This is a genomic window from Paludisphaera borealis, from assembly GCF_001956985.1.
Classification (GTDB): Bacteria; Planctomycetota; Planctomycetia; order Isosphaerales; family Isosphaeraceae; genus Paludisphaera; species Paludisphaera borealis.
Map to the genome: position 1 here is coordinate 3,693,841 of NZ_CP019082.1, position 25,331 is coordinate 3,719,171.

The 25,331-nt window shown below is 67.0% G+C and carries 29 protein-coding genes and 1 pseudogene; 24 read left to right on the forward strand and 6 right to left on the reverse strand.

Annotated features, from left to right (window positions below):
• Window positions 1-8: 8 nt before the first annotated feature.
• Entirely contained in the window at window positions 9-1,124 is a 1,116-nt protein-coding gene (locus BSF38_RS14350) for a tetratricopeptide repeat-containing glycosyltransferase (RefSeq protein WP_076346663.1), read from the forward strand.
• Between the two features lie 151 nt (window positions 1,125-1,275).
• Here BSF38_RS14350 and BSF38_RS14355 read toward each other — a convergent pair whose 3' ends face one another.
• The 6 genes and pseudogenes from BSF38_RS14355 to BSF38_RS14375 form a co-directional block, all read right to left on the reverse strand.
• Entirely contained in the window at window positions 1,276-2,034 is a 759-nt protein-coding gene (locus BSF38_RS14355; protein ID WP_076346665.1) for a zinc ribbon domain-containing protein, read from the reverse strand.
• 178 nt (window positions 2,035-2,212) lie between these two features.
• The gene (gene rpoD, locus BSF38_RS32520) at window positions 2,213-3,886 is read right to left on the reverse strand and encodes an RNA polymerase sigma factor RpoD (RefSeq protein WP_076346667.1); all 1,674 of its coding nucleotides are present in this window, start codon (window positions 3,884-3,886) and stop codon (window positions 2,213-2,215) included.
• A gap of 13 nt (window positions 3,887-3,899) precedes the next feature.
• Window positions 3,900-5,669 (reverse strand): DNA primase, encoded by a 1,770-nt coding sequence (locus BSF38_RS14365; RefSeq protein WP_237170881.1) that lies wholly within the window; start codon window positions 5,667-5,669, stop codon window positions 3,900-3,902.
• 20 nt (window positions 5,670-5,689) lie between these two features.
• Window positions 5,690-5,929 (reverse strand): annotated as a pseudogene (locus BSF38_RS32525) (CHC2 zinc finger domain-containing protein); the annotation flags it as partial.
• Window positions 5,930-6,358: 429 nt separating this feature from the next.
• Complete coding sequence (locus tag BSF38_RS14370) at window positions 6,359-7,879, reverse strand: trypsin-like peptidase domain-containing protein (RefSeq protein WP_076346669.1); 1,521 nt, start codon at window positions 7,877-7,879, stop codon at window positions 6,359-6,361.
• Between the two features lie 151 nt (window positions 7,880-8,030).
• On the reverse strand, window positions 8,031-9,542 hold the full coding sequence (locus BSF38_RS14375; protein ID WP_076346671.1) for a hypothetical protein: 1,512 nt from the start codon (window positions 9,540-9,542) through the stop codon (window positions 8,031-8,033).
• A 253-nt stretch (window positions 9,543-9,795) separates the two neighbouring features.
• Between BSF38_RS14375 and asnB the strand changes: the two genes are divergently transcribed.
• The 23 genes from asnB to secY all read left to right on the forward strand — a co-directional run bounded on the left by asnB (window position 9,796) and on the right by secY (window position 25,200).
• Window positions 9,796-11,673 (forward strand): asparagine synthase (glutamine-hydrolyzing), encoded by a 1,878-nt coding sequence (asnB, locus tag BSF38_RS14380; RefSeq protein WP_076346673.1) that lies wholly within the window; start codon window positions 9,796-9,798, stop codon window positions 11,671-11,673.
• Window positions 11,670-12,449 carry a metallophosphoesterase family protein gene (locus BSF38_RS14385; RefSeq protein ID WP_083712944.1) on the forward strand — a complete coding sequence of 260 codons (780 nt, stop codon included), beginning with the start codon at window positions 11,670-11,672 and terminating at the stop codon, window positions 12,447-12,449. The genes asnB and BSF38_RS14385 overlap by 4 nt, the downstream gene beginning before the upstream one ends.
• A 202-nt stretch (window positions 12,450-12,651) precedes the next feature.
• Window positions 12,652-12,984, forward strand: coding sequence for a 30S ribosomal protein S10 (gene rpsJ / locus BSF38_RS14390; RefSeq protein WP_076346675.1), 333 nt, complete (start codon window positions 12,652-12,654; stop codon window positions 12,982-12,984).
• Between the two features lie 315 nt (window positions 12,985-13,299).
• Window positions 13,300-13,932, forward strand: coding sequence for a 50S ribosomal protein L3 (gene rplC / locus BSF38_RS14395; RefSeq protein WP_076346677.1), 633 nt, complete (start codon window positions 13,300-13,302; stop codon window positions 13,930-13,932).
• 33 nt (window positions 13,933-13,965) lie between these two features.
• Entirely contained in the window at window positions 13,966-14,733 is a 768-nt protein-coding gene (gene rplD / locus BSF38_RS14400; protein WP_076346679.1) for a 50S ribosomal protein L4, read from the forward strand.
• A 7-nt stretch (window positions 14,734-14,740) separates the two neighbouring features.
• The gene (gene rplW / locus BSF38_RS14405) at window positions 14,741-15,067 is read left to right on the forward strand and encodes a 50S ribosomal protein L23 (protein ID WP_076346681.1); all 327 of its coding nucleotides are present in this window, start codon (window positions 14,741-14,743) and stop codon (window positions 15,065-15,067) included.
• Window positions 15,068-15,197: 130 nt separating this feature from the next.
• Window positions 15,198-16,055 carry a 50S ribosomal protein L2 gene (rplB, locus tag BSF38_RS14410; RefSeq protein ID WP_076346683.1) on the forward strand — a complete coding sequence of 286 codons (858 nt, stop codon included), beginning with the start codon at window positions 15,198-15,200 and terminating at the stop codon, window positions 16,053-16,055.
• Between the two features lie 96 nt (window positions 16,056-16,151).
• Window positions 16,152-16,433 carry a 30S ribosomal protein S19 gene (gene rpsS / locus BSF38_RS14415; protein ID WP_076346685.1) on the forward strand — a complete coding sequence of 94 codons (282 nt, stop codon included), beginning with the start codon at window positions 16,152-16,154 and terminating at the stop codon, window positions 16,431-16,433.
• A gap of 159 nt (window positions 16,434-16,592) precedes the next feature.
• A complete protein-coding gene (gene rplV / locus BSF38_RS14420; RefSeq protein ID WP_076346687.1) occupies window positions 16,593-16,961 on the forward strand; it encodes a 50S ribosomal protein L22 in 369 nt (122 codons plus the stop codon).
• Between the two features lie 86 nt (window positions 16,962-17,047).
• Window positions 17,048-17,749, forward strand: coding sequence for a 30S ribosomal protein S3 (rpsC, locus tag BSF38_RS14425; RefSeq protein ID WP_076346689.1), 702 nt, complete (start codon window positions 17,048-17,050; stop codon window positions 17,747-17,749).
• Window positions 17,688-18,107 carry a 50S ribosomal protein L16 gene (gene rplP, locus BSF38_RS14430; RefSeq protein ID WP_076346691.1) on the forward strand — a complete coding sequence of 140 codons (420 nt, stop codon included), beginning with the start codon at window positions 17,688-17,690 and terminating at the stop codon, window positions 18,105-18,107. Before rpsC ends, rplP begins: the two co-directional genes overlap by 62 nt.
• Window positions 18,108-18,187: 80 nt before the next feature.
• Window positions 18,188-18,436 carry a 50S ribosomal protein L29 gene (gene rpmC / locus BSF38_RS14435; protein WP_076346693.1) on the forward strand — a complete coding sequence of 83 codons (249 nt, stop codon included), beginning with the start codon at window positions 18,188-18,190 and terminating at the stop codon, window positions 18,434-18,436.
• 68 nt (window positions 18,437-18,504) lie between these two features.
• Window positions 18,505-18,840, forward strand: coding sequence for a 30S ribosomal protein S17 (rpsQ, locus tag BSF38_RS14440; RefSeq protein WP_076346695.1), 336 nt, complete (start codon window positions 18,505-18,507; stop codon window positions 18,838-18,840).
• 140 nt (window positions 18,841-18,980) lie between these two features.
• The gene (gene rplN, locus BSF38_RS14445; protein WP_076346697.1) at window positions 18,981-19,361 is read left to right on the forward strand and encodes a 50S ribosomal protein L14; all 381 of its coding nucleotides are present in this window, start codon (window positions 18,981-18,983) and stop codon (window positions 19,359-19,361) included.
• Window positions 19,362-19,439: 78 nt separating this feature from the next.
• Window positions 19,440-19,823, forward strand: a complete 384-nt coding sequence (gene rplX, locus BSF38_RS14450; protein WP_076346699.1) for a 50S ribosomal protein L24 — start codon at window positions 19,440-19,442, stop codon at window positions 19,821-19,823.
• An 85-nt stretch (window positions 19,824-19,908) separates the two neighbouring features.
• Window positions 19,909-20,484 carry a 50S ribosomal protein L5 gene (rplE, locus tag BSF38_RS14455; protein WP_076346701.1) on the forward strand — a complete coding sequence of 192 codons (576 nt, stop codon included), beginning with the start codon at window positions 19,909-19,911 and terminating at the stop codon, window positions 20,482-20,484.
• Between the two features lie 108 nt (window positions 20,485-20,592).
• On the forward strand, window positions 20,593-20,778 hold the full coding sequence (locus BSF38_RS14460) for a type Z 30S ribosomal protein S14 (RefSeq protein ID WP_076346703.1): 186 nt from the start codon (window positions 20,593-20,595) through the stop codon (window positions 20,776-20,778).
• A 196-nt stretch (window positions 20,779-20,974) separates the two neighbouring features.
• Entirely contained in the window at window positions 20,975-21,370 is a 396-nt protein-coding gene (gene rpsH / locus BSF38_RS14465) for a 30S ribosomal protein S8 (RefSeq protein ID WP_076346705.1), read from the forward strand.
• Window positions 21,371-21,440: 70 nt separating this feature from the next.
• Window positions 21,441-21,992, forward strand: coding sequence for a 50S ribosomal protein L6 (gene rplF, locus BSF38_RS14470; RefSeq protein ID WP_076346707.1), 552 nt, complete (start codon window positions 21,441-21,443; stop codon window positions 21,990-21,992).
• A 97-nt stretch (window positions 21,993-22,089) separates the two neighbouring features.
• Window positions 22,090-22,467: a 50S ribosomal protein L18 gene (gene rplR, locus BSF38_RS14475; RefSeq protein WP_237170883.1), complete on the forward strand. Its 378-nt coding sequence runs from the start codon at window positions 22,090-22,092 to the stop codon at window positions 22,465-22,467.
• 148 nt (window positions 22,468-22,615) lie between these two features.
• A complete protein-coding gene (gene rpsE / locus BSF38_RS14480; RefSeq protein ID WP_076346709.1) occupies window positions 22,616-23,107 on the forward strand; it encodes a 30S ribosomal protein S5 in 492 nt (163 codons plus the stop codon).
• Window positions 23,107-23,601 (forward strand): 50S ribosomal protein L15, encoded by a 495-nt coding sequence (gene rplO, locus BSF38_RS14485; protein ID WP_076346711.1) that lies wholly within the window; start codon window positions 23,107-23,109, stop codon window positions 23,599-23,601. The genes rpsE and rplO overlap by 1 nt, the downstream gene beginning before the upstream one ends.
• A 225-nt stretch (window positions 23,602-23,826) precedes the next feature.
• Entirely contained in the window at window positions 23,827-25,200 is a 1,374-nt protein-coding gene (gene secY, locus BSF38_RS14490; RefSeq protein WP_076346713.1) for a preprotein translocase subunit SecY, read from the forward strand.
• Window positions 25,201-25,331: the final 131 nt, after the last annotated feature.

The window sequence follows — 25,331 nt, forward strand, 5'->3', positions numbered from 1 at the left end:
GCGACGCGATGGAAGGGCGTGGACAGACGGTCTGCCTGAACTTGATCGTGAAGGACGAGGCGCATGTGATCCGCCGCTGCCTGGCCTCGGCCCGACCGCTGATCGACGCCTGGGTCATCGCCGACACGGGTTCCACCGACGGCACGCAGGAGATCATCCGCGAGGCGATGGCGGGAATCCCCGGCGTGCTGCTGGAGCGCCCCTGGGTCGACTTCGCCCACAACCGCACCGAGGTGATCGAGGCGGCCCGCGGCCGGTGCGATTACAACCTGATGATCGACGCCGACGAGGAGTTCGCGATCGACGAGTGCTTCGTGATGCCGCCCCTCTCGGCCGATTCGTACAACATCGAGGTGCGCTATGGCGGCCTCTCCTATCACCGCAGGCAGCTCGTCCGCGGCGCCTTACCCTGGCGTTACGTGGGCGTGCTCCACGAATACATCACCTGCGACGAGGCGCGCACCGAGGCGACCCTCTCGGGTGTCCGCACCGTGGTCCACCACGAGGGGGCCCGCTCGCGCGACCCGCTGACCTATCGCCGCGACGCCCTGGTGCTCGAGCGCGCCCTGATCGAGGAGCCCGACAACACGCGATATGTCTTCTACCTCGCGCAGAGTTACCGCGACGCCGGAGAGCCCGATCTGGCGCTTCGGCAATATCGCCGACGGGCGGCGATGGGGGGCTGGCGCGACGAGGTCTGGTTTTCGCTCTATCGGATCGCCCAGCTCGAGGCGCAGCTGGGCCGCCCCTGGCCCGAGGTGATGGCCTCCTACATGACCGCGTTCCAGTCCCTGCCGGAACGCGCCGAGCCCCTGTACCAGATCGCCATGCATTACCAGTCGACGAGGGAGTTCCACGCCGCGAAGGGGTTCTTCGAGTGGGCGAGGAAGGTCCCCGCGCCGGGGCCGACCGGCCTGTTCGTCGACCGCGCAATCTACGACTATCTGCTCGATCTGGAATACGCGGTCTGCTGCTACTACACGGGCGACCATCCCCTGGCGATCGGCGTCAACAGTCGTCTCCTCGCGGGGGGGGAGCTCCCGCCCCACCTGATCGCCCGCGTGGCCGAGAACCGGCAGCTCAGCGTCAACGCCCTCGCCGGGGGCTCCGTCGCCGCGGCTTGAGCCGCGAGCCGTGGCGCTGGGCCAGTAATCGATCAGCGGGGTCAAGTCGGACGGTCTGGACGCCAGAACCGCATTCACAAACCTTCCCTGATCGCGAAACGCTCCGATGACGGCGTCGATTCCGCGAGGCGGCCCGCGGCCATCGGGATGATCAGCGCTTCGCCTTGCCCTTGGGGGCCCCCGAGGCGCGGGAGCTCTCCGCCTCGTTGTCGGCGAGGTAGAGGAGTCGGCCGCAGCTCTTGCAGAAGGTGAGGGCGTCGCGGTTGATCAGCTCGTTGAGCATCTGGGCGGTGACCGACGTGTAGCAGCCGATGCAGGCGCCCCCTTCGACGGCGGCGAGGGCGTCGGCGCCGAGCTGGCGGACGACGCGGCGGTACTGCTCGCGCTGGTCGATGGGGATCGAGTCCTCGGCGCTGATGATGGTCGTCTCGATCTCGGCGAGCTGAGCCGTCTGCGACACGGCTTGGGTTTCGAGATCCTTCTGGAGCTTGTCCACGTCCTGGGCGAACTGCTTGACCTCGGCCTCGACCTTGGCGAGTTCGGCGGCCTGGGCTTCGATCGTCTCGTAAGTCTGGAGGATCAGGTCCTCGTACTTGCCCATCGCGGCCTTGTCGTGGGCGATCTGGTTCTGAAGGGCCTTGTACTCTTCGTTCTTCTTGACCAGGTTGAGCTTCACCTTGAGGTCGTCGATCTTGGCCTGCGACGCCTGGAGGGCGTGCTCGTTTTTGCTGAGCCCGAGCTTGGCGTCCTGGAGGGCCTTGCGGGTCTTCTCCAGGTCGGCCTGGCGAGCGACGAGAGCGGCCTGGCGCACGGTCAGGGTCTTGGGACCGGACAGGAGGCGGTCGCGGACGGCCTTGGCGCGCTGGTGCAGCGTGTGGAGGTCGCGAAGAGCGTCGGCGGTCGCGGTCATAAGTCGGGGTCTCCGTTGCAGTCCGTGGGGGAGGTGAACAGGGAACGCGTCGAGTCTTCTTCTAACCGCCCGGAGTCAGGCGATCCAGACCCAAGGGGCAGAAGCGGCCCAAGGCCGGCGTCGCCCCGGCGCACAAAAAAACCGCCGGTCGTAGTGACCGGCGGTTGAAAGGTCCGCGTCAACCGGTGCTCTCAAGGAAGCCCTCGAGTTGCCGGCTGCGTACGGGATGCTGTAATTTTCGGACGGCCTTGGCCTCGATCTGCCGCACCCGCTCGCGGGTGACCTTGAAGATCCGGCCGACCTCTTCGAGAGTGTAGGTGTAGCCGTCTCCCAGACCGTACCGGAGCTTGATGATCTCGCGTTCGCGGTAGGTCAGGGTCTTCAAGACCGAGTCGATCTTGTCCTTGAGCATCTCCTGGGTGGCGGCGTTGATCGGGCTCTCGACGGCCTCGTCTTCGATGAAGTCGCCGAAGTAGCTGTCTTCGCTTTCGCCCACGGGGCGGTCGAGCGAGATCGGGTGGCGGCTGATCTTCATCACCCGGCGAGTCTCCTCGACCGAGATGTTGGCCGCCCGCGCCGTTTCCTCGATGGTCGGCTCGCGTCCCTTCTCCTGAAGCAGCTTCTTGGAGACGTTGCGAAGCTTCGACATCGTCTCGATCATGTGGACCGGGATGCGGATGGTGCGGGCCTGGTCGGCGATCGCCCGGGTGATGGCCTGTCGAATCCACCAGGTGGCGTAAGTGCTGAACTTGTAGCCGCGGCGGTACTCGTACTTGTCGACCGCCCGCATCAGGCCGGTGTTGCCTTCCTGGATCAGGTCGAGGAACGAGAGGCCGCGGTTGCGGTACTTCTTGGCGATCGAGACGACCAGCCGGAGGTTGCCGCCGGAGAGTTCGCGCTTGGCCTGCTCGTACTCCTTGAACCGGGCGTTCATCAGCTCGACCCGGCGGCGGAGGCTCTTGGGGCTTTCGAGCGTGATCCGCATCAGGTCCTTGAGCTCTTTGACCAGATTGCCGCGGTCTTCCTTGCCGACCCGGCCGGCGCGGTACTCGCGAAGCTGGAAGAGCAGCTCGTTCATGCGAACGGCGATCTGCTCCAGCCGCTTCATGAGGGGCTGCACCTTCTGGGTCCGGATCGACAGCTCCTCGACCAGGTTGACGGCCTTGAACCGCCGCCGCTTGAGGTCGCTCCGCAGGGTGTCGCGGACTTCGGAGTCGCGATCGCGGACGTAGGCCTTGAAGTCGCGGACGTTGCACTCCATCAGGTGGCCGAGGGTGGCGAGGTTGTGCGGCATCCGACCGAGGATCTGGTCCTTCTCAAGGTTCTCGGTGACCGAGACCTTGACGGTGCGGTCGAACGGCAGCTCGCCCTCGGACACCTTCTTGAGGACGTCGACCACCAGGGCGAGCGCGAAGTGGCACTCGAGGACCTTGCGGCGGAACTGCTTGCGGGTGTCTTCGATCTTCTTGGCGAGGTTGATCTCCTGCTCGCGGGTGAGCAGGGGGATCTCGCCCATCTGGGTCAGGTACATCCGCACCGGATCGTCGATCCGCCGCGAGATGTCCTCGAGTTCCTCGGGGGTGAGCTCGGCGTCGTCTTCCTCGGCCGCCTCGTCGGCGAGGTCGTCGTCGGGTTCGTCGTCGAGATCGCCCGAGGCCAGCAGGCGGGTCTCCGCCTCGTCCTCGTTGATCAGTTCGACGCCCATCTCGTCAAGCGTCTCAAGCAGACTGTGGATGCGTTCGGGGCTCGTCGCATCATCGGGCAGAACGTCGTTGACCTGGTCGAAGGTGAGGAACCCTCGCCTTTTGCCTACTTCGAGGAGCGTCTTGAGTCCCTCGTCCAGCTTGTCCATCCAGATTCCTCCCTCACGCACGAAACGTCGGATCGGGACGCGACTTCTTGGTCCCCGCCCGCTGAGTCAGTAGTCGACGGTATTCTAATTCTAAGGCGCGATACGCATCAGGATCGGCTTGTTGATCGATCTCATCGAGGGCCTGTCGCAAGTCGCCGAGCCGGACCAGCCGCTCGCGTTCGGCGAGCCGGCCGAGCACCAGCTCGAGCCTCCGTTCCCAGTCGCCTTGCGAGGCCGTGTCGTCGTCAAGCGGCTGTTCCTCATGCGTCCCCGACCCGGTGTGGTCGAGGTACGCGGCCAGGGCCCGAGGCCGGGGATCCTCGAGGCGGGTGACGAGCGATTCGTAGCACGGACGTTCCCCTTCGCTGAACAGGTCGTAGCTGGCCTTGAGGATCGCGCGGGCCGCGTCGTCGCGGAGTGCGACGAGCGGGACGCGGGAGACGATTCGGCTGACGCAGTCGGGCTGGTTGACGACGATCTCGAGCAGTTCACGGTCGACCGGGTCCATCGCCCGGAAGAGTTCGGGGGCCGCCGCGACGGCGTGGGCCGAGTCGATCCGGGGCGTCGAGCCGGGCGGGCCGTCGGGCTCCCGCCGGTTCGACTTCGGCTTGGCGGCGGCCCGCCGCAGTTCGCCGAGCCGCTTCTTGAGCGGGTCGAGCGGCACCCGAAGCCCGTGAGCCAGGGCGTCGAGCGCCTTGGCCAGCTTCAGGTCGAGGCCGACCCGCGACTGCGACGGAACCCGGCTCATGATTCCCAGAACCCACTCGGCCGCCTGTCGTGAACCCTCGATCGACTCGAATTCAAATCGGACGCGAGCCCGGTCAAGGATGAACGCCAGTGGATCAACGGCCTTGGAAGCCAGGTCTCGAAACGCGTCGGCCCCCTGATTCAAGAGGAAATCGCACGGATCGAGGCCCGAAGGCAAGGAGAGCACCCGAACGTCGAGCTCGTGGCCCAGGAAGACCTCGAGCGCCCGCTCGGCGGCCGTCTGACCGGCCGTGTCGCCGTCGAACACCAGGCAAGCCCGGTCGGCGAGCCTCCGCAACGTCTGCACGTGGTCGTCGCCGAAGGCGGTCCCCAGCGTGCCCACGACATTGCAGAGCCCCACCTGATGCGCGGCGATCACGTCGGTGTATCCTTCCACAACAGCCACCCAGCCGGCTTCGCGGCCGGCCGTCCTGGCGAGATCCGCGGCGTAGAGGACTCGTCGTTTCTGAAACAACGCGGTCTCAGGACTGTTAAGGTATTTTGCGACACGATTTCCCATTGACGAAGCGACGCGCTCGGCCTCCGGCAGAATTCGCCCTCCAAATCCGATCGTCCGGCCTCGTTCGTCATGAATAGGAAAAATCAGACGACCCCGAAATCGCTCACGCACCACCCCAGGCGAATCTTCGGGACGCACGATCAAACCGGCCTGTTCGAGCAAGTCGTGCGTGAATCCCTGCTTGCGAGCCTCGGCCGACAGCCGGCCCCGCTCCTCGGGAGCGAACCCCAGCCGGTGCCGCGTCACACTATCGGCCGACAGACCCCGCTCCTTCAAATACGCACGAGCCGCGTCGGAGGATTTCAAGCCGGTCGCAAAATATTTCTCGGCCCAGGCCAGGACGCCGGCCAGGTCCGACTTCGTCGGCCCCCCGGACCGCGCGGCGGCCGAAGCCGACGGGCTCTCCAACACGATCCCCGCCCGTTCGGCCAGCATCCGCAGCGCCTCTGGAAACTCGACCCGCTCGATCTTCTGCACGAAATCGAAGACGTCCCCCCCTCGCCGCAGCTCCAGCACTTGAACGTCTGGCGCTCCGGGTTCACTTCCATCGAGGGGTTGCGATCGTCGTGAAAGGGACAGAGCCCCTTGTAGCGCGAGCCTGCGCGGCGAAGCTGAAGATACTCGCCCACAAGCCCAACGATATCCACCGCGTTTTTTATAGCGGCTTTATTCGTATCGGAATGTCTGGGCACCAGGGTCTCCCGCAATTCCAGCACGAGCCCGGGTCCATGGTTCGCACCGGCCGGCGCGGCGGGACGACGAATCGCCCACGACACCCCACCGATGACTCACCGTGCCCACCTGTTTCGTTGGCGGTTACTTCCGAATTATAGCCCACGGGAAATTTCGGTCAAGTTTTCGACGGCTTCCGCCGACGCCCTTCCAATTTTTGTAAACCACCACGGTTTTAGCCCTTACGGACTCGCCCCCAACCCGCCGCCGGCACCACCCCCGACCCGCCGAGCCCACCGACCGAGCCCCCTGGAGCCCCCCGCGCCCCCCTACCACCCCCCGAAGGCTACCTAAACCCCCACGCGCGTGCGAATTTCTCGTGAATCATGTCCCGCGAACCAGGTGTCCAAGTCAAGCCCCTTGCGTCTTCGACTTTTTTGTTGCAAGGCGCGGGCTCGCGCCCGCCCACGACCGCCGGGCGGCGGCCGAGGGAGACGCGTTTAACACGGACGATGCGGCCGAGGCGGGGCCGATCAGGGCAGGGGGGCGGGGACCGCCTCGTCGCGGCCGGCGCCTGGGGCGGTGAGCATGACGGGGCCGAACCGACCGTCGCGGGTCATGACCACCAGCGGCAGCCCGCGCGTCAGGTCGTAATCCTTGATGATCGACAGGAATTCCAGGGCCGAGCGGACCGGCGTCTTGTCGACGGCGATGATCGCCATCCCCGGCCGGACGCCGGCCGCGAACGCCGGGCTCGCCGACACCACCCGATCGACCTCCAGGACCGTTTGCTTGCCGTCGGGCCCCGGAATCTCCCGCACCCGGAACCCCAAGCGGCCGATCTCGGGGTTCGTGGGGACCGCCGCGATCGCCACGTCGACCGTCTGTTCGCCGCCGTCGCGGTAGTAGACCAACGGCACGTGGACCCCCGCGCCGAGTTCGGCGGTCACATAGCGCAGGCTCGTGGGATCGTCCACGTTCCGGCCCGCCAGCTTGACGATCACGTCGCCGGCCTTTAGCTTCGCCTGGCCCGCCGGGCCGTCGGGGAGCACCGAGGTGATCATCGCGCCGCGGTTTTCGGGCAACTTGAGGGATTTGGCCAGCTCGTCGTCGACCGGACGGATGGCGATGCCGAGGTAACCACGGACAACCTTGCCGTCCTTGATCAGACTCTCCACGATCCGCCGGGCCAGCGACGACGGGATGGCCAGGCCGATCCCCTCATAGCCCCCCGATTGCGTGATGATCGCGGTATTGATGCCGATCACCTTGCCGGCGAGGTCGATCAGCGGTCCTCCCGAGTTGCCCGGGTTGATCGCCGCGTCGGTCTGGATGAATGACTCGTACTCGGCGATCCGCAGGTCGTTGCGCTCGGTGGCCGAGACGATGCCGGCGGTCACCGAGTGGTCGAAGCCCATCGGGCTGCCGATCGCCAGCACCCAGTCGCCGATGTCGAGCTTCTCCGAATCGCCCCACTCGGCCTGGACCTTGAGGTCGGCCTTCACCTGGAGCACCGCGAGGTCGGTCTTGGGGTCGGAGCCGACGAGCTTCGCGGGGACGTCGTACCTCGGTCCCAGGCGGACGAGGATCCGGTCGGCGTCCTGGACCACGTGGTTGTTGGTGACGATGTAGCCGTTGGCCCGATCGACGATCACCCCCGAGCCCAGCTCGCGGCCCGGCCCTTCCTCCCGGTTGCTCGACGCTCCGCCCACCGGCAGGCCGTGCGGCCCCACGCCGCCGCGATCGCGGAACGATTGGACGTTGACCACCGCCGGCGAGACCGCCGTCGTCGCCATCCGGAACAGCTTGGACGCCTGGCTGACCGCCCCTTGCTCGTCGAGCTTCGCAAGCGCCTGCGACGCCGCCCGCGACCGGCCGGCCTCCCACGCATAGCCGATCCGCTCGGCGATCATCGGCACGCCGTAAACGAAAGCGACCGCCGCGGTCAGCAGGCAGAGGATCAACACGTACCCCCGCCTCACCGGCGGAGTCGTCGGTCTCGGCGGCGGAGCCTCGAAGCCGTATCCATCATCCGAAGGGTTCAACGACGCCATGACGGATGCGACTCCACCAAATCAAAAGGAAGAGGAGGCCAAGGAGGCAAGCGGAGCAGGGGGGATGGCCTCTGCGGCAGGACAGAACATTGTGGGACGTTCGACGGTCGAAATCAACCCGTCGCGGTCGCGTCAGGACGGACGTCGTCGGTCAGAGCGAATAGACGAGCTGAACCATGCATTGAAGCCCCACGGTCTGGAGCCCGATCAACAAGACGGTGACGAAAACCGCCTGAACGCCGCCGCCGAGCCGCGTCAGCCCGACGCCGGCGGCCGTGAACAGGGGAGGCAGGAAGATCATCCAGAGCCGCGCGACCTCGCTCATGTTGCGCCCGGACAGGTCGACGATCGCCAGGACGGCCAGGGCGCACCACGCGGCGCGGGGAACGCCGCGATGGTCGACGGTCGCGCCGATAAGGCACCAGACCACGGTCGGCAGGCCCGCCGCGATCGCCAGCTCGACGGGATTGACAAGCAGCCAGGGGAGGTAGGAACGGCGGCATTCTTCGTAGAACCGCTCGTGGTTCCGCAGGTTCCACCACCAGACGACGAACGGGTCGGCACTGGTCGCCAGCCAGTCGAGCGCGACGACGGCGACGAACCCGACCCCGATCCAGGCGATCACCTCGAAGCGGCGCGGCCATGAGACCGCTCGCGTCGCCAGGACCACGAGCGCGACGATCAGGCCGACCGGAAGGAAGGCGAGCGTGAACATCATGCCGAACGCCATCACGGCTCCCGAGGCGATCGCCGGCGTCGCCCAGGCCCACCCCGCGAGTCCGGGCCCGCCCCGCAGGCGGATCGACCAGGCCGCCGTCGCAAGGGCCGTCGCCGAGAGCAGGGGATAGGCGGCGTCGGCCAGCGGCTGGAACAGGTTCAGAGCCGGGGCCAACGGCCAGAACGCCGCCCCGACCCAGGCGGACTGCGGCGGCAGCGACTCGCGCGCCAGCACGTACAGCGGCGCCACGGTCCCGGCGCAGGCGAGCAGCGTGACCAGGCTCGTCAGGTAGATCGCCGCCCGATCCGACCGGGCGATCGTCGTGGACTCCTTGACCTCGACCCAGCGGAACCCCGCGCCGACCGACGGCGGCATCGCCGCGTTGAGCAAGTCGGCCGCCGCGACCTGCCGTTCCATCAGCGCGAGGAGCCCGCAATGCATCGCGATCAGCCCCGGCGGGTGGGTGCCGATGTGGTACGCATCCTGCGACTCGATCCACTTCGGATAGTCGGCGAGGAACTTCCAGGGGTCGGCGGCGGCCTGCGTCTTGGCGATCGTGTAGTAGCCCGTAGCCCCTCGCTGGCAATGGACGCGGGCCCATTTCGTCAGGCCGTAGCCGTCGGACGCGCCCAACGGGATGACGACCTGGAGAGTCGCCGCGGAAACGGCCAGCCCGGCGACCCAACCCGCCTCGCGCAGACCGACCCGCGACGGAACGCCGAGCGCCCGATACCCGAGCGCCGCATAGCCACCGTAGGCGACCACGCCCGCGGCGGCGATCAGCAGGCTCGTGGTGGCGGGCTTCGCGCCCAGTCGAGGCCATTGCCATTCGCCTGGAACGCCCAGGGGGATCTCGCCGGAGTCGACGGCCCCGAGGAACCCCAAAACGAGGAGCGCCGCGACGCCCATCGCCAGATCGAGCTTTCGTTTCCTTTCAACCGTCATGGCGTGAAGCTCGCTGGGGCCTCATCCTCGCTCAAACACGACGTTCCCAAAAGTATGGCGACGCGGCGCGTCCCAAGCTCGTGAAATATCGCCCCAAGACCGATTACCGGACATCCAGGTCGCCTTGAGAGGCGAGTTCCGGGGACGACGGTCGGGCGGGACTGGTCAGCGGCGAAACGGTTGCGGTAGGCTGAATCCTCGCAGGCAGAGCAGGCTATCAATTAGACCGTCGCGCGAGGAGCGTGGTGATTCGATGTGTGGAATCGCCGGTTTCGTGAATGGCCAGGACCGGCCCGCCGATCGCGGCGTGATCGAGGCGATGACCGCCGTTCTGGCCCGCCGAGGCCCCGACGGATCGGGCGTCCACGTCGCCGGCCCGGTCGCCCTGGGCCATCGCCGGCTGTCGATCATCGACGTCGCCGGCGGCGCGCAGCCGCTCTCGAACGAAGACGGCACGGTCTGGGTCACGTACAACGGCGAACTCTACAACGAGCTCGACCTCCGGCCGGGTCTCGAAGCCCTAGGACACCGCTACAAGACCCGCTCCGACACCGAAACCCTCGTCCATCTCTATGAGGAGAAGGGCGTCGAGTTCGTCAACCCGCTCAACGGCATGTTCGCCCTGGCCATCTGGGACGAACCGCGCGGCCGACTGGTCCTGGCCCGCGACCGGATGGGGCAGAAGCCGCTCTATTACGCGGAACTCCCCGGCGGCGGCCTCGCCTTCGGCTCCGAGCCCAAGGCGCTGCTTGAACACCCGCAGATCGCCCGGGCGCTCGACCCGGAGAGCCTCGCCCGCTATCTCTTCTACGAGTACATCCCCGCCCCGTACTCGATCTGGCGAGGCGTTCGCAAGCTCCCGCGCGGCCACGTCCTGGTCTGGGAGCGGGGCGCGGTCCGGGTCGCCCGGTACTGGTCGCCGCCGTCGCCGACGCCCGAGTCGGAGATCGCGCCGTTCGAGCAGGCCGTCGAGCCGTTCTGGTCGGCCTTCCGCGAGGCCGTCGGCCGCCATCGCCGGTCGGACGTCCCGCTCGGCGTCTTCCTGTCGGGGGGCGTCGATTCGTCGAGCGTCGCCGCGGCCCTCTGCGAGATCGCGCCCGCCGCGAACATCCATACGTTTTCGATCGGCTTCGAAGACCCGAGCTTCGACGAGAGCCGCCACGCCCTGGAAGTGGCCCGGTTCCTGGGGACGAACCACCACGCGCGGACGTTCGCGGTCGAGCAGGTCTACGAGCTGCTGCCGGAGGTCGCCGGCTGGCTCGACGAGCCGTTCGGCGACGCCTCGATCCTGCCGACCCACCTGCTGAGCCGGTTCGCCCGCGAGTCGGTCACGGTCGCGCTGGGAGGCGACGGCGCCGACGAGCTGATGGCCGGCTACCCGACGTTCGAGGCCGAACGCGCCGCCAGGCTCTACCGAGGGCTTCCCCGCCCCGCCCGCGCGCTGGCCGAGGCCGCCGTCGGCCGGCTGCCGGTCGACCATCGCAACTTCAGCTTCGATTTCAAGCTCAAGCAGTTCCTCCGGGGCGCCGCCGAACCTCTACCGCTCGCCCACCAGCGCTGGCTGGGCTCGTTCTCCGGCCCCGAGCTGTCGCGGCTGCTGATCGACCACGATTTCGACGTCGAGGCCGAGCACGTCGCGCTCGACCGGGCGCTCCCCGCCGCCGCCGACCCGCTGGCCCGCTCGCTGGCTCTTTATCAGGAAACCTACCTGCCGGAAGACATCCTCACCAAGGTCGACCGCGCCAGCATGGCGTGCGGCCTGGAAGTCCGCGCCCCGTTCCTCGACGCCGAGCTGGTCGACCAGATCGTCCGGCTGCCGTCGTCGTACAAGTACGGCCGGGGACGGACCAAGCGGCTGCTCAAGGCGGCCGTCGCGGGCCGGATTCCGGCGGCGATCCTCGACCGCCCCAAGAAAGGGTTCGGCATCCCCGCCGCGCGCTGGCTGCGAGGGCCGCTCGGCCCCATGCTCGACCGCCTGCTCGGCCGCGACCGGCTCGAACGGCAAGGCCTGTTTCAACCCGACGAGGTCGCCCGTCGGATCGAGGAACATCGCTCCGGAGCGCGCGACCATCGCAAGCCGCTCTGGACCCTCCTGATGTTCCAGCTCTGGCATGAACAGTGGCTTGAATGAGAATCCTCCTCGTCTCGGACATCCACGCCAACTGGCCGGCCCTGGCGGCGATCGACGAACCGCACGACGTCTGCCTCTGCCTGGGCGACCTCGTCGACTACGGCCCCGACCCGGCGCGCTGCGTGCGGTGGGCGATGGAGCACGCCTCGTACGCGGTCCGCGGCAACCACGACCACGGCGTCGCCCAGGGGATCCCCGTCACCGGCGAGAACAGCTTCCGCTATCTGACCCGCGTCACCCGCCCCCACATGTGGGACGCCCTCGACGCCGGCGAACGCCGCTGGCTGCTCCAGCTTCCCGTCACCCAGCGCGTGACGCTCGGACAAAAGCGGTTCCTCCTGGTTCACGCCACCCCCCGCGACCCGCTCGACGAATATCTGCTACGGGACGAGGCCGGCTGGGCGCGTCGGCTGGAGAACGTCGAGGCCGACATCGTCTGCGTCGGCCACTCGCACATGCAGTTCAAACTGAAGATCGGCGACAAGATCGTGATCAACCCCGGCAGCGTCGGCCTCCCCCGCGACGGCGACCCCCGCGCCGCCTACGCCGTCATCGACGACGACCGGATCGAACTCAAGCGGACCGCCTATCCTGTCGAAGAAACCCTCGCAAGGATCGACGCCGCCCCCTGGCCCCAACGCGCCAAGGACATGATGAGCCATGTGCTCCGCGTCGGCCGGCTGCCCGCCGCCCCCCCGGAACGGCCGACGTCGACCACCGGCGCCGACCCCGGCGACGCCGAAATCGACCCCGAGGACGCCCCGATACCCGTCTGAGCCGGCCGCGAAAGGCCGAAACGACGGGAAATCGGCCCGCGTGGACCGATTATTCCGAGAATTCTCGTTGAAAAGCGCCAAGACCCGCGTTGACTCGCGGGAAGGCCGGCATTACACTCTTACTTTCCTGCGTGATAGGCGAGTCTGGTGAGAACGGTCTCACCTCAAGAATGAGCCGGGTATCGGGAAGGACGTAACTGCGGTGGCGGGTACTAGCAACGAACGCATTCGGATCCGGATGGAAGCCTACGACCACACCATCTTGGATCAGTCGGCCAAGGACATCGTCGACACAGCCAAGCGAACCGAAGCCATCGTCCACGGACCGATCCCGCTTCCCACGCGGATTGAACGTTACACCGTGCTCCGCAGCCCGCACATCGACAAGAAGTCGCGGGAGCAGTTTGAGATCCGGACGCACAAGCGGCTGATCGACATCGTTCAGCCGACGAACAAAACGATTGACGCCCTCAACAAGCTGAGCCTGCCGGCCGGCGTGGACATCAAGATCAAGGCGTCCCCCACGGGCTCCTGATCACGGATTGAAGCCTGGCCGTGAATTGAAACAAACCACCCTGCCATAATGCAGGGTGATGCGGGTCATTGGGTTTCCTGGACCGCGTGCGCTGGTACGTGTACGTCCGGATGCGTTGGACGCCTCAATCGGGTGAGCCCGAGAGACAGCCCCGACGCCGGGATCGCCGAAAAGCCTGGCCGCGATCCTAAGTTGAAGCCTGACCTTACGCCTTTTCCCAGGTTGATTACGCCACCCCGCGAGACCCTCGGGCCGAACGCCCGCCACGGTCTCGACCGGCGGGGCGTCGCCACCGGTTGTACACGGAGTTCGACGATGCGAGTGGGACTGCTGGGACGGAAGATCGGGATGACGCAGATCTTCCAGGAAGACGGCACCGCCGTGCCGGTCACCGTGCTGGAGTGCGGGCCGTGCACCGTGCTTCAGGTCCGCACGGAAGAACTCGACGGGTACCACGCGGTCCAGCTCGGGTTCGCCGATAAAAAGCGGAAGAGCGCCACGATGGCGGAGCGGGGCCACGCCAAGAAGGTCGAGGCCGAGCCCAAGCGGTACGTCCGCGAGATCCGTCAGGCGACCGCGGCCGAACTGACGGCCGGGACGATCCTGACGGTGGACGCGTTCGCCGAAGTAAAGCACGTCGACGTCACCGGCACCAGCAAGGGCCGGGGCTTCTCGGGCGTCATCAAGCGGCACGGCTTCCGCGGCTTGCGAGCCACCCACGGCGTCAAGCGGATGCACCGCCACCCGGGCTCGTCGGGCCCGAGCGCCGACCCGTCGCGGACCCGCAAGGGCATCCGCAAGCCGGGGCAGTTCGGCAACACCCGCACCACCGTGCGGAACCTCGAGGTCGTCCGGGTCGACCCGACCAACAATCTGCTGCTGCTCCGGGGGGCGGTCCCCGGCCCCAACGGCGGCTATCTGACCATCCGGCAGACCAACAAGGCCTGAGTCGGGTTCGCGAAACGAGATGGGCTAAGATTCATGCTGACTGAACCGCTGACCATACCAGTTTACAATCCCGCCGGCGAGCAGGTGGGTCACGAGACGATCGACCCCGCCGACTTCGGCGGCGAGATCAACAAGCAACTGCTCCACGACGTGGTGCTGATGCACTTGGCCGCCCGCCGCGTCGGCACCGTCAACACCCGGGGCCGCTCCGACGTCGCCGGCTCGGGCAAGAAGCTGTTCCGCCAGAAGGGGACCGGCAACGCCCGTGCGGGTGCCAAGCGGACGCACAAGCGGAAGGGGGGCGGCGCCGCCTTCGCCCGCCGCAACCGCGACTACCGCTACAGCCTGCCCAAGCAGGCCGTCCGGTCGGCCATCCGCATGGCGCTGCTGTCGAAGTTCGAGGACAAGCAGGTCCTGATCCTCGACGGCCTGAGCCTGGACGCCCCCAAGACCCAGCAGGTCGCCCGGGCCCTCAAGGCGATCCGCCGCCCCGACATCACCGAGACCGAGGCCGCCGAAGTCGTCGGCGAGACCAAGGCGCAGGCGGCCCGCCGCACGCTCCACGGCCGCACGGTGCTGATCGGCCTGCCCGACAACAACCCGGTCCTCTACCGCAGCGCCCGCAACATCGAGGGCGTCGAAGTGGCGCCGGTGGGCGAGTTCAACACCTACGACGTCCTCAAGCAGCGTTACCTGGTGCTCACCCGCGAGGCGCTCGCGACCCTCAAGGAACGCGTCAAGACCAAGCCGGCCCGCCGCCGCGAAAAGCCGGCCCTCGAAGCCGCCGGAACGGAGAGCTGAGAAAACCATGGTGACCCTCCGCCGTCCCCCGAGATACACGCGATCCGGCCCCGTCCTCGAACCCTACCAGGTGGTCGTCCGCCCGCTCATCACCGAGAAGGCGACCCACCTGTCGGAACGGCACAACGCCTACACGTTCGAGGTCAACCCGCTCGCCAACAAGACCGAGATCAAGCAGGCCGTCGAAATCCTGTTCAACGTCAAGGTGGTCGACGTCCGCGTCCAGAACCGCCGCGGCAAGCTCCGCCGCCACCGCCTCAAGGTGGGCCGGATGCGGAACTGGAAGAAGGCGGTCGTCGCGCTCCACGACGAGTACCGGATCGACTTCTATTGACCCAAGCGGACGTCCGCGTCCCCCGGCCGTCGTCGAGTGGTCGGAAGTTCGTCCCAGGTGAAGGAAACGAGTGAATCGCCCGCGGCGGGCCCCCAAGCCGCCGCCGACCACTCTTCAGAGGAATTCAGCGATGGGCATTCGCGTCTACAAGCCGACCAGTCCGGGCCGCCGCAACGCGTCGGTCAGCGACTTCTCGGAGCTGACCGACAAGAACAAGAAGCCGGAAAAGTCGCTCACCGAGCCGCTCAGGAGAACGGGCGGCCGGAACAACCAGGGCGTCATCACCGTGCGGCACCGCGGCGGCGGCCACAAGCGGATGTACCGGGTCATCGACTTCCGTCGCAACGACCACGACGGCGTCCCGGCCCAGGTCACGCACATCGAGTACGACCCCAACCGGTCGGCCCGGATCGCCCTGATCGTCTACCCCGACGGCCAGAAGCGGTACATCCTGGCGCCCGAGGGGTTAAAGGCCGGCATGACCGTGAACTCCGGGCCCGACGCCGAGCCCAAGGTGGGCAACTGCCTGCCGCTCAGCCGGATTCCGACCGGTCAGAGCATCCACAACATCGAAATGCAGCCGGGCGCCGGCGGCAAGATCTGCCGGTCGGCCGGAGTCGGCGCCACCCTCACCGCCCGTGAAGGGACGTGGGCCCAGCTCACCCTCCCCTCGGGCGAGGTCCGGCGGATTCCGTCGACCTGCCGGGCGACGATCGGCATGGTCGGCAACTCCGACCACATGAACGTCAAGCTCGGCAAGGCCGGCCGGTCGAGGTGGCTGGGACGTCGTCCGTCCGTCCGCGGCATGGCGATGAACCCGGTCGACCACCCGATGGGGGGTGGCGAAGGGCGTTCCAAGGGGCACACCCCGCAGTCGCCGACCGGCGTGCTGGCCAAGGGGGGCAAGACCCGCCGCCGCCGCAAGCCGTCGAACAAGGCGATCATCCGCCGCCGCGTCAGCGTCCGCTACGGGCAGCTCAAAGTCTAGTCGAACCACGCAGTCGAGTCCGAGGCCGCGGGGCCGGCGGACTTGGGGACGAGTCACCGACCACCAGGCGTCGTATTCTATCAGGAAGCCGTATTCATGGGACGTTCGCTCAAGAAGGGCCCCTACGTCGTCGACCGGCTGCTCGAAAAGGCCGTCAGGGCCGACGCGAGCGGCAGCCGCGACCCGATCAAGACCTGGGCCCGAGCCTGCACCATCGTTCCCGAGTTCATCGGGAAGAACTTCGCGATCCACAACGGTCGCAACTTCATCAAGCTGTACGTCACCGAGGACATGGTCGGGCACAAGCTCGGCGAATTCGCGCCGACGCGGACGTTCCGGTCCCATGGCGGCAAGGCCGCCAAGGGCGCGAAGAGATAAGCCGCCCCGGCGGTCCGGACCGGCGCCCTCGGTGTAAACCGAGGGGTCGCCGCGCGGCCGCCGCCGTCTAGTTGCTTTTACTGAGTCGTTCGGGAGCGAGGCGATCCTCGAAACGAACCGATCGGCCTTCCCCAAGCGGAATTCAACGAGACTCTGGTCATGAGCACCATCACCGAATACACGGCCAGTCATCGCTTCGCCCGGATCTCGGTGCGCAAGGTCCGGCCCTTGCTCGATTTGATCCGCGGCAAGTACGCCGACGACGCCATCGACATCCTCAAGTACATGCCCCACCGGGGCGCCCGGATGATCGAGCAGGTCCTCAAGAGCGCCATGGCCAACGCCGAGGACCGGGGGGTCCGCAATGCGGGCGACCTGGTCGTCACCGACGCCCGAGGCGACGGCGGCCCGATGTTCAAGCGGCTGATGCCGCGGGCCCGCGGCATGGCCTACATGATCCGCCGCCGCAGCGCCCACATCGTGATCGGCCTCGAAGACTTCGCCGCCAAGGCCGGCGACGAAGAGTGAACGCGGCCCCCGGGCGGCGTAGACCCAAAACATAAAGACGAGAGGACGAGCAAATGCGATCCCAACTTGGCGAGGGACGGTGAGTCATGGGCCAGAAGGTGCGACCGACTGGGTTCCGCGTGGGAATCATGGAAGACTGGCGGAGCCGCTGGTACGCTTCCAAGCATGAGTTCGCCGACCTCCTGGTCGAGGACTTCAAGATCCGGAAGTTCATCAAGAACAAGTACGGATTCGCCGGCATTCCCAAGATCGAGATCGAGCGGACCCGCGACGCCGTGACCGTCCTCTTGTTCACCGCACGGCCGGGCGTCGTGATCGGTCGCAAAGGGGCCGAGGTCGAGAAGCTCCAAGAGGAGCTGCAGAACCTCACCGGGCGGCGGATCGAGATCAAGATCGTGGAAGTGGCCCGCCCCGAGATCGACGCACAGCTGATCAGCGAAGACATCGCCGAACAGCTCCAGAAGCGGTCGAGCTTCCGGCGGACGATCAAGCGGGCCCTCGAACAGACGATGGACGGCGGCGCCAAGGGCGTCAAGGTTCAACTCTCCGGACGACTCGGCGGCGCTGAGATGTCCCGGACCGAGGCCGCGGCCCAGGGGTCGGTTCCCCTGAGCACGCTCCGAGCCCGGATCGATTACGGTTTCGCCGAGGCCAAGACGGCGCAGGGCCACATCGGCGTCAAGGTATGGGTCAACCAGGGCGACTATTTGAAGACGGAGGCTGTCGATGGCGCTGATGCCCAAGCGAGTAAAGTTTCGAAAAATCCAAAAAGGCCGCGTAAAAGGTAATGCGACCCGGGGCAACTTCGTGGCCTTCGGCGAGTACGGCATCCAGGCCCTCGAACCGGGTCGGATCAGCGCCCAGACCATCGAGGCCGGCCGCGTGGTCGCCAGCCAGGCGGTCAAGGGAGGGGGCAAGCTCTACATCCGGATCTTCCCCCAGAAGAGCGTGACCTCGATCCCCGCCGAAACCCGAATGGGCAAGGGCAAGGGGGAAATCGATTACTGGGCGGCCGTGGTCAAGCCGGGGACCATCCTCTACGAGATCAGCGGCCTCTCCGAAGAGGCGGCCCGCGCCGCCTTCGCCCGCGTGTCCCACAAGATGCCGGTCACCTGCCGCTTCGTCGGCCGCCGGCCCACGATCTGAGCCGAAAGACGACCCGACGAGACGAACCGGCCGGGGGCCCCGCGCGGGCCAGATGACCGCCGCAAGGAAATGGAAAGACCATGAGCAAGGCCTCCGAACTCCGCGACCACTCCGACGATCAGCTCGAACTCCAGCTCAAGGACGTCCAGAACAACCTGTTCCGGCTCCGACTCCAGAGCGAGACCGAGCGGCTCGAGGCGCCCAGCGAAATCATCAAGGCCAAGCGCGAGATCGCCCGGATCAAGACGGTCCTCCGGCTCCGGGCCATCGACCGCGAGAAGGCGGCCGCCGCCGAAGCCGAGGCCGCGGCCCCGGCCGCCGCCGTCTGATCGAGCGGCGGGCGGCGCCCCGGCCGCTCGATTCCCCCACAGACCTCCCTTTATCCGAAGTCAGCACGATGAGCCAATCCAGCGCAACGAATCCGACGACCACCCGCGGCAGCCGCAAGACGGAAATCGGCGTGGTGGCGTCCGACAAGATGAATAAGACCCGGCGAATCGTCGTCGAGCGGCTCGTGCCGCACCCGAAGTACGGCAAGATGATGCGCCGGCGGACCGTTTGCCACACCCACGACGAGGCCAACGTGTCCCACGTCGGCGACACCGTCGAAATCATGGAAACCCGCCCGCTGTCCAAGCTCAAGCGGTGGCGGCTGGTCCGGATCGTCCGCAAGGGCGCCCAGCAGGCCCTCGCCGGCGAAGGCGAAGGCGTGAAGCCGACCGTCGCCTCCTGAACCCCGGCCCGACGGCCGCTCGCGGCCCGTCCCCCCGCTCGACCCGACGCCCCGAACCAACGATCGACCGTCCCTGAAGCATCCGCCGGCCGCCCCACTGACGGGCCGCCGGCGGCGACGAACCAAAGGTCTCTTGTCCCATGATCCAGATGCAGACCCGGCTCGACGTGGCCGACAACACCGGCGCCAAGGAAGTGATGTGCATCAAGGTCCTCGGCGGCAGCGCGTCGAAGTATAAGAGGCGCACGGCCGGGATCGGCGACACCATCATCGCCAGCGTCAAGAAGGCCTCCTCGGGCGGCGACGTCAAGGCCGGCGACGTGGTCCGCTGCGTCATCGTCCGCACCCGCAACCAGGCCCGCCGCGCCGACGGCTCGTACGTCAAGTTCGACCGCAACGCCGTCGTCCTGATCGACAACGATCGGAACCCCCGCGGCACGCGGATCTTCGGCGCCATCGCCCGGGAACTGCGCGAACGCCAGTTCATGAAGATCATCAGCCTGGCCTCCGAGGTGGTCTGACGACCGCTCCGGACCGTGCCGTGCCCGAGGACCCGACGACTCCCCCGACTCCCGACGCGACGTTGAAGTGAGAGAACCATGCATATTCGTAAAGACGACCAGGTCGAAGTAATCGCCGGCGACGACAAGGGGACCAGCACCGATCGCCGGATCGCCAAGGTGCTCCGGGCGCTCCCCTCGCGGAACAAGATCGTCGTCGAGGGGGTCAACCGGGTCTACAAGCACATGAAGCCGAGCCAGAAGAACCCCCAGGGAGGTCGGCTCTCCAAGGAGATGCCGATCGACGTCTCGAACGTCCTCCTGTACTGCGCCAAGTGCACCAAGGGGGTGCGCATCGGCTCGCGGTTCACGGCCGACGGTCAGAAGGAACGCTGCTGCAAGAAGTGCGGCGCGTCGCTGGGCCCGATCGGCCCTCGCAAGCCGTCGCACGCCGGCGCCGCCGGGGCCGCCGCGAACCGTTGATCATCCACCACCGCCGCTCGAAGCTCGTCGCCCCGCAGCGCCGGAGACCGCGACTCGACGCCGATCGACACTGAAGGAAACCGGTATGGCTCGTCTGCAAGAACTGTACAAGAACGAGATCGTCAAGGCGGTCGCCGCCAAGTTCAACCTCGACAATCCGATGGCGATCCCCAAGATCGACAAGATCGTCATCAACATGGGCGTCGGCAAGGCGACCCAGGACAAAACCATCCTGGATTCGGCCATCGACGCCCTCGCCAAGATCAGCGGCCAGCGGCCCGCCACGACCAAGGCCAAGACCTCGGTCTCCGGCTTCCGGCTCCGCGAGGGCAACGACATCGGCTGCAAGGTGACGCTCCGCGGCAAGCGGATGTACGAGTTCCTCGACCGCCTGGTGTCGATCGCCCTGCCTCGTATCCGCGACTTCCGCGGCGTCAACCCCAACAGCTTCGACGGCCACGGCAACTACAGCCTGGGCCTCGCCGAGCAGGTCGTCTTCCCCGAGATCGACGCCGACAAGATGCAGCACACCCACGGCATGGACGTGACCATCGTCACGACCGCCAAGAGCGACGACCAGGCGCGGGAACTGCTCCGCCTGTTCGGCGTTCCGTTCCGCCTGGCCGGCGCCGCCGGCGGCCGCGACATGGGCGACAATTGATCCACGGCGAGCCGCTCGTCGGCTCGCCCGCACGACCTCTATTGATTCCACGCGAACTGTCCGGACGCCTCGCGGCGTTCATTTTCCATCGGTCCTGGAAGGTTGAGAATGTCGACCAAGGCCCAGAAGATCAAATCGGAGACGCCCCGCAAGTTCGCCGTGCAGCACCGTAATCGGTGCCGGCTCTGCGGACGTCCCCGCGCCTATTACCGCAAGTTCGGCGTCTGCCGGATCTGCTTCCGGAACCTGGCCAGCCGCGGCCTGATTCCGGGAGTCAAGAAGGCGAGCTGGTAGGGAGGCCCGTCGCCCCCGATCGCTGCAGGACCTCGGCGCGCCGAGGCCGACCCGAACACCCCGCATTCCGTATTCAAAAGCGCCCGACAGAGTCGCTCCGCCGCGCCGACGCGACGGCCTGCAAAGCCCCACCGGGGACGCCCCCGCGAGCAGGCCCCGCGCGTTACCCGCGACGGATTAGGAAGGCTTCACCGCCATGATGACCGACCCCATCGCTGATATGCTGACCCGGATCCGAAACGGCGTCCGGATCGAGCGCACGTCCCTCGACATGCCCGCATCGAACATGCGGCGGGGGATCGCCCAGGTCCTCAAGGACGAAGGCTACATCTGGGACTTCGAGGAGATCGAGACGGTCCCCGCCAAGACCCTCCGGCTGCACATGAAGTACGGCCCCAACGGCGAGCGGCTGATCACCAAAATCGACCGGATCAGCAAGCCGGGCCGCCGGGTCTACCGCGGCTACAAGGAGCTCAAGCCGGTTCTGGGCGGCATGGGGATCCAGATCCTCAGCACCCCCCGGGGGATCGTCAGCGACCGCCGCGCCCGCACCGAGAAGGTCGGCGGCGAGGTCCTGGCCTTGATCTACTGAGCCCTCCTCCGGCTCGTCCAGAACGCCTACTCGAATCGGGTCCACTTAATAAGCAGAGGAAGACGGAGTCATGTCGCGAATCGGTCGAAAGCCGGTCGTCGTCCCGGCCAGCGTGAAAGTCGCGATCGCCGACTCGACCATCGAGGTCGAGGGGCCCAAGGGCAAGCTCAGCTTGGCGCACCGCCCCGAGATCGCCGTGGCCTACGACGAGGCCAAGAAGGAAATCGCGGTCACCCGCCAGGACGACGAACGGCAAAGCCGGGCGCTCCACGGGTTGACCCGGAGTCTGGTCGCCAACATGGTCGAAGGCGTGTCCGTCGGCTACACCCGGAAGCTCGAGATCGTCGGCGTCGGCTACCAGGCGCAGCTCAAGAAGGCGAACACCATCGCGCTTCAGGTCGGGTTCGCCAACCAGATCGTGCTGGAGGCCCCCGCCGGGGTTTCGGTGGCGATCCCCGACCCGACCCACATCACGATCACCGGGGCCGACAAGCAGGCCGTCGGCCAGTTCGCCGCCAACGTCCGGATGGTCCGCCCCCCCGAGCCGTACAAGGGCAAGGGCATCCGCTACGAGGGCGAAGCCGTCCGCCGCAAGGCCGGCAAGGCGTTCGGCTCGAAGTAACCGTATCCCCCTCGGCCCCCGGACCCGGCTTGCGTCCGGTGGGCCTGAGTGCGAGCCGCAAGTCGCACCGATTCACTGATTTGTCGAGGATCGTTCCGTGGACACCGCCAATCACCACCTGCTGGTTCAAACGCGTCGCTTGCGCCGCCAGCGCCGGATTCGCAAGCGGCTCAACGGGACGCCCGAGCGTCCCCGGCTGGCCGTCTTCCGCAGCTCGAAGCACATCTACGCCCAGGTGATCAACGACGAAGGGGGCGCGACCCTGGTCTCGGCCAGCACCGTCGACCCCGAAGTCCGCGCCGAGGTGAAGTACGGCGGCAACAAGGTCGCCGCCGCCGCGGTCGGCAAGCTGATCGCCGAGCGCGCCAAGAAGGCGGGCATTGACAAGATTTGCTTCGACCGCCGAAGCTACAAGTATCACGGGCGAGTCGAAGCCCTCGCCCAGGCCGCCCGCGACGGCGGTCTCCTGTTCTGACGACCTCGCCCCGCCCGGGGCGGCGCGACGATCGCAACCACGGCGGGACGGGCCGAGAGCCGCGTCGCCGGTCGAACCCGCGAACCCACGCTTACACTCGAATTTGAAGTCTTCAACGGCTCTCGATGGTATTGGAAGGAGATCCTCAGTGTCATCCGACTCACGAGATCGCGACCGCGGCGAATGGGTTGAGAGCGTCGTCTCGATCCGGCGGTGCGCGGCAGTCGTCAAGGGCGGCCGCCGCTTCAGCTTCAATGCGCTCGTCGTGGTCGGCAACGGCCGCGGGCAAGTGAGCTGGGGCTACGGCAAAGCCAACGAAGTCCCCCCCGCCGTCGAGAAGGGGGTCAAGGACGCCCACAAGCAGATGAAGAAGGTCCAGCTCCGCGGCTCGACGATCCCCCACATGGTGATCGGCAAGTTCGGCGCGGCCACCGTGCTCTTGATGCCCGCCAGCCCGGGCACCGGCGTCATCGCCGGCGGCGCCGTCCGCGCGGTCGTCGAGGCCGCCGGCATCAAGGACGTCCTCACCAAGAGCTTCGGCTCCCCCAACAAACTGAACCTGGTCAAGGCCGCCATCCAGGGCCTGACTCAACTCCGGACCAAAGAAGAGATCGCCCGGCTTCGGGGAGTGCAGATCTGATGCAGTTACACGACGTCAGCAAGGGAATCCAGCGCCGCAAGAAGCGGAAGCGGATCGGCCGCGGTGTCGGCTCGGGCCACGGCAAGACTTCGAGCAAGGGCCACAAGGGCCACTCGTCGCGCCAGGGCTTCAAGCTCAGCCCGCTGTTCGAAGGCGGCCAGATGCCGCTGGCCCGCCGCGTCCCCAAGCGGGGATTCGTCAACGGCGCGTTCAAGAAGCACTACGTCATCCTCAACCTCGACGACCTCGAAGCCGTCTTCACCGAGGCCGGCCTGGTCGACGAGGACGCCTTGCGAGCCAAGGGGCTCGTCAAGGGCTACAACCACGACGGGATCAAGGTCCTGGGCGACGGCGCGCTCACCAAGGCGCTGGAAGTCCACGCGACCAAGTTCAGCGAGTCGGCCGCCGCCAAGATCCAGGCCGCCGGCGGCAAGGTCGTCGTCGTCGCCTACGTGAACCAGCGCGGCCCGGCCGCCGCCGCGGCCCGCGCCTGATCATCCGACCCAACCCGTTCCGATCCGCGGACCGTTTCGCCGGCTTGCCAGGCGATCGGCCGCCGGGCGGCGGTCCTATCGAGATAAGGCGTGACCACACGCCGTCGCAGTCCGTTCTCCGCCGCCTCGCCGCGCCCGGCTCGCCGCCGCGAACCGGGCGCCCAGGCCCGCGGACCTTTTTGATTCGATTCGATCCGACTCACGGCCCAGCGGAGGCGATCGCGCGTGGACAAGCTGCTCACCGTCTTTAAGATCCCCGAACTCCGGCGCAAGATCCTCTTCACGGCCATGCTCCTGGCCATTTACCGGATCGGCTTCTACATCCCGCTGCCGATCGTCAACCAGGCGCAGCTCCGCAACTGGGAGGAGCAGCTCAACTCCAACGCCGCCGGCAAGATCTTCGGCACCGTCGCCATGTTCGGCGGCACCCAGATCGGCATGAGCACGATCTTCGGCCTGGGGATCATGCCCTACATCTCCGCCTCGATCATCTTCCAGCTCCTCGGCAGCGTCGTGCCGTCGCTCGAAGCGATGATGAAGGAAGGAGAGAGCGGCCGGAAGCGGATCAACGAATACACGCGGTACGCCACGGTCATCCTCTGCGCCGTCCAGAGCGCGTTCTGGGTCCAGTACATGATGAGTCCCCAGATGAACGTGGTGCTCCCCCAGTATCGCGACTTCTGGCACGGGCTGATATGCGTCTCGGTCATGACGTCCGGAACCGTGTTCCTGATGTGGATCGGCGAGCAGATCGACGAGTACGGCATCGGCAACGGCATCAGCATCCTGATCATGGCGGGCATCCTGTCCCGGATGCCGGTGGCGCTCAAGGGCCTGTGGGAGAACTCGACCACCCGGCTCTCGCCCGAACCCGGCAAGTACGGGATCATCACGCTCGTGCTGCTCCTGGGGCTGTTCGTCGCCGTCGTGGTCGGAGTGATCGCGATCACCGAGAGCCAGCGGCGGATCCCCACCCAGTCGGCCAAGCACGTCCGCGGGCGGCGGGTCTTCGGCGGCACCCGGCAGTTCCTGCCGCTGAAGGTGAACCAGGCGGGCGTCATGCCGATCATCTTCGCGTCGAGCCTCTTGATCTTCCCGTCGTTCGTGCTCAACAGCCTCGCCAGAGCGACCCAGAGCCTGCGGTCGGAGACTTGGTCGTTCGGCTCGATGCTCGCCGGCGGGATCCAGGAGATGGCCGACGCGTTCCAGCGGCAGAGCTACGTCTACACCGTCTGCAACATCATCCTGATCTACTTCTTCTGCTACTTCTGGACGGCCATCACCTTCAATCCCAAGGACATGGCCGAGAACCTCAAGGACTACGGCAGCTTCATCCCGGGCTACCGGCCGGGCAAGCGGACCGCCGAGTATCTTGAGAAGGTGATGCTCCGGATCACCTACGTCGGCGCCGCGTTCCTGTCGCTGGTCGCCGTCATCCCCTTGCTCGTGCAGAACGGCCTGAACGTCGACTTCACGGTGGCCCAGTTCCTGGGGGGCACCGGCCTCTTGATCGTCGTCAGCGTCTGCCTCGACCTGGTCCAGAAGATCGACAGCCACCTGGTCATGAGGAACTACTCCGGTCTCGTGAACCGGAAGTGAGGAGTCGTCGCACCGTGTCTTCCCATCGCGGCGCGAGCCGTCGTCCATCGCTGCCGTCGTTCTTGTCCGGCCTCGGCCGCGCCCCGGGCGCGTCGGGGCCCGACGGTTCGGCCGGTCCTCGGCCCAGGCCG